At 62.8% G+C, this 3057-nt stretch carries 2 protein-coding genes and 1 pseudogene; all 3 read left to right on the top strand.

The window, feature by feature from the left end; genetic code table 11:
- A partial coding sequence (locus Y707_RS22750; protein ID WP_173401435.1) for a zeta toxin family protein occupies positions 1–533 on the top strand: 533 nt, incomplete at its 5' end.
- A 186-nt stretch (positions 534–719) separates the two neighbouring features.
- A protein-coding gene (locus tag Y707_RS0101995; protein ID WP_253905028.1) for an IS3 family transposase occupies positions 720–1987 on the top strand; the annotation gives its coding sequence in 2 pieces (ribosomal slippage) (positions 720–1005 and positions 1005–1987; 1269 coding nt in all).
- A 39-nt stretch (positions 1988–2026) separates the two neighbouring features.
- A pseudogene (locus Y707_RS33390) lies at positions 2027–3057 on the top strand (TSUP family transporter); the annotation flags it as partial.

Below are 3057 nucleotides of genomic sequence, written 5' to 3'. Positions count from 1 at the left end.
TGCTCAACGAGCTGTCCTCGTTAGTGCATAACGAGTCGACGATGCTGGCCGAGAATATTCTGGCCCGCTGCCTGCAGGCCAGGGAAAACGTCGTCATTGAGGGCACTCTCTCCTGGCCGGGGCTGGGCACGCGATACCTTGAAAACCTCGAAGCCAACGACTACGCTCACCTGACGATTCTCGATGTCGAAGTAAGCCTTGCCCTCGCCCTCGAACGGGCCCGCGCACGATGGGTCGAAGGACGAGAAGCCGCCATAAACGGCGCCGACAACGGGGGAGGCCGCTTCATCCCCAAGCAGGCAATCACCTGGATGTACTCCGACACTGAGCAGCGTTTCAGCTGCTGCAACGAGAACGCGGTGAACCTCTTTAAGGACCCACGCGCGGCAGACTTCACCTCAATGGAACTTATCGTCCAGACAGAAACCCAGGACTGGGCCCCTGCCTCTACCGGAACGTTGACCTACCGGCGTCGCCACGGCGATCCAACTGGACCTGACCCCGAATACCTAAAAAACGACCCCCCTCCATGACCTACGCCGTCTCCAAGTGCACCGAAGTGGGTAAGCCATAAAGCGGGCCAGACCCGTTTCCCCTTTTTACTCGAGGCGCCGGAATGGTGTAACAGCCCGTTATCGCCGGTAGGAAGAGCTGGACCATAAGCTAAGTGAACCACCCCGGCGTTTCCGGAGACTCCATTTTTTGGGAGGATCGGGAACATGGCACGACCGACACAGAATTACAGCGAGGAGATGCGCCAGCGCGCAGTCCGGATGGTCTTTGAAGTCCAAGGTGACTATGAGACGCAGTTCGCGGCGATAAAGGCAGTGGCGCAGAAGTTGGGGATCGGCACCGCTGAGACGCTGCGGCGGTGGGTCCGCAAAGCCGAGATCGACCGTGGCGAGCGGGCCGGGGTCACGAGCGAGGAGAACGCCGATATCAAGCGGCTCAAGCGGGATAACGCGGAGCTGCGCCGGGCCAACGAAATCCTAAAGGCGGCCTCGGCTTTCTTCGCGGCCGAGATCGACCGGCCACTGGGCAAATAGCCGCCTTCATCGACGAGCATAAAGACCGTACCGATGGAGGTCTGCGTTGGGGCGTCGAGCCAATCTGCGCCGTGCTGACCGAGCACGGAACCAGGGTTGCCCCAACAACCTATTACGACGCGAAAAACCGGGAAAAGACCGCCCGGCAGATCAGAGACGAGGAGCTGGTCGCCATCATTGAAGCCGAGCGGGAACAGAAGAAATTCACCCGCCTGTATGGGGCCCGGAAAATGTGGCTGCACCTGCGCGGGGTCTGCGGCGTTGACGTCGCCCGCTGCACCGTTGAACGGCTGATGAGGGCCCAGGGCTGGATCGGGGCGTTGCGGCGCAAGAACGTGCGCACCACCATCCCCGATGAGGCCGCGGCCCGCGCCGCTGACCGGGTGGACCGCCGGTTCTGGGCTTCGGCGCCGAACCGGCTGTGGTGCGCCGATTTTACGTACGTGAAAACCAGTACCGGCACCACTTATACGGCGTTCATCTTCGATGTCTTCTCCCGCCGCATTATCGGTTGGATGGCCGACACGCAGATGAGCACGTCCCTGGTGCTGGACGCCCTCGAGATGGCCGTGTGGACCCGCAGAAAGGAAGGTGTCACCGACCTGACCGGACTTACTCATCACAACGATGCGGGCTCACAATACACCTCGATTGCCTTCACCGACCGGCTGATCGAAGCAGGCGTGGACGCCTCCGTCGGCTCCGTCGGCGACGCCTACGACAACGCTCTGGCCGAGTCGCAGATCGGACTCTACAAGACCGAGCTGATCAACGAATTCGGCCCCTGGAAAAACCGCAACGCCGTCGAAGCGGCCACGCTGGACTGGGTCTACTGGTTCAACCACGAGCGGCCCCACCAATCCGTGCACGATCTCACGCCAATGCAGGCAGAAAGGATCTACTACACTCGACAGAACCAGCCTCACCAGCAGGCCGGATAACTACAAACCAAGTCCCCGAAAACGCCGGGGTGATTCAAGCTGGTCATCCTGGATGTGCGCAGCGGAGCCGAATTTGAATCCATGCATATCCGCGGCTCCTACAACGTGCCACTGCCGCTGCTCTCCGAACACGCCGATGAACTTGCCGAACGGCTCGGTCAACGCATCGTTCTGGTGTGCCAGTCCGGCGTCCGCGCCGAACAGGCACGTCAACGCCTCGGCGGCGCCGGCATCGAAACCGCCCACGTACTGACCGGTGGCGTCCCGGCATTCGCCGCTGCCGGAGGCGACGTCGTCCACAGCGCCCAACGCTGGGACCTCGAACGCCAAGTCCGCCTGGTCGCCGGGTCACTCGTCATCACCGGACTCGCCGGTGGTAAATTCCTCTCACCGAAATTCCGCATCCTCGCCGGAACCATCGGCACCGGACTGACCTTCTCCGCCGCGACCAACACCTGCGCCATGGGCAAAGCACTGGCTGCCATGCCCTGGAACCGGACCGCAGCAGAACCGACCCACGAAGCGATCCCCACCCCCCTGCTCGTCGTCGGAGCATCCTCCGTCGCCGCCGTGATCCCGCGCATCCGCACCGGTATCAGCTGGCGCATTGCGCTGCTGGTCGGTGCAGCCGGCATTCCAGCGGCATGGGCAGGAGCCGCCGTCGGCCGGCTCCTGAACGAAGACGTGCTGCTGCTGGCCTTCGCCGTCATCATGGTCGCCGCCGGCATCCGCATGCTCTCCCGCACCAAAGAAACAGCCGGCGGCTGCGACACCGGCGGAAACTCTTCCATACGCAGCTGCCTGCCCAAATCCTTGGCAGTGGGATTGGGGATCGGGTCCCTGACCGGACTTCTCGGCGTCGGCGGCGGCTTCCTCATCGTCCCCGCACTGACGATCTTCCTGGGTTTGTCCATGGCCCAGGCCGTCGGAACATCACTGGTCATCATAGCGATCAACTCCGCAGCCGGCTTCAGCGCCCACGCCACAGGATTCACCATCGACTGGGCCACCACACTGGCTTTCGCCATACCCGCGATCGCCGGGTCACTCACCGCCGCGCGCGTGGCGCA

This window comes from Arthrobacter sp. H14 (assembly GCF_000520495.1).
In the GTDB taxonomy this organism is placed as follows: Bacteria; Actinomycetota; Actinomycetes; order Actinomycetales; family Micrococcaceae; genus Arthrobacter_C.
This window is presented reverse-complemented; position numbering and strand designations above follow the sequence as displayed.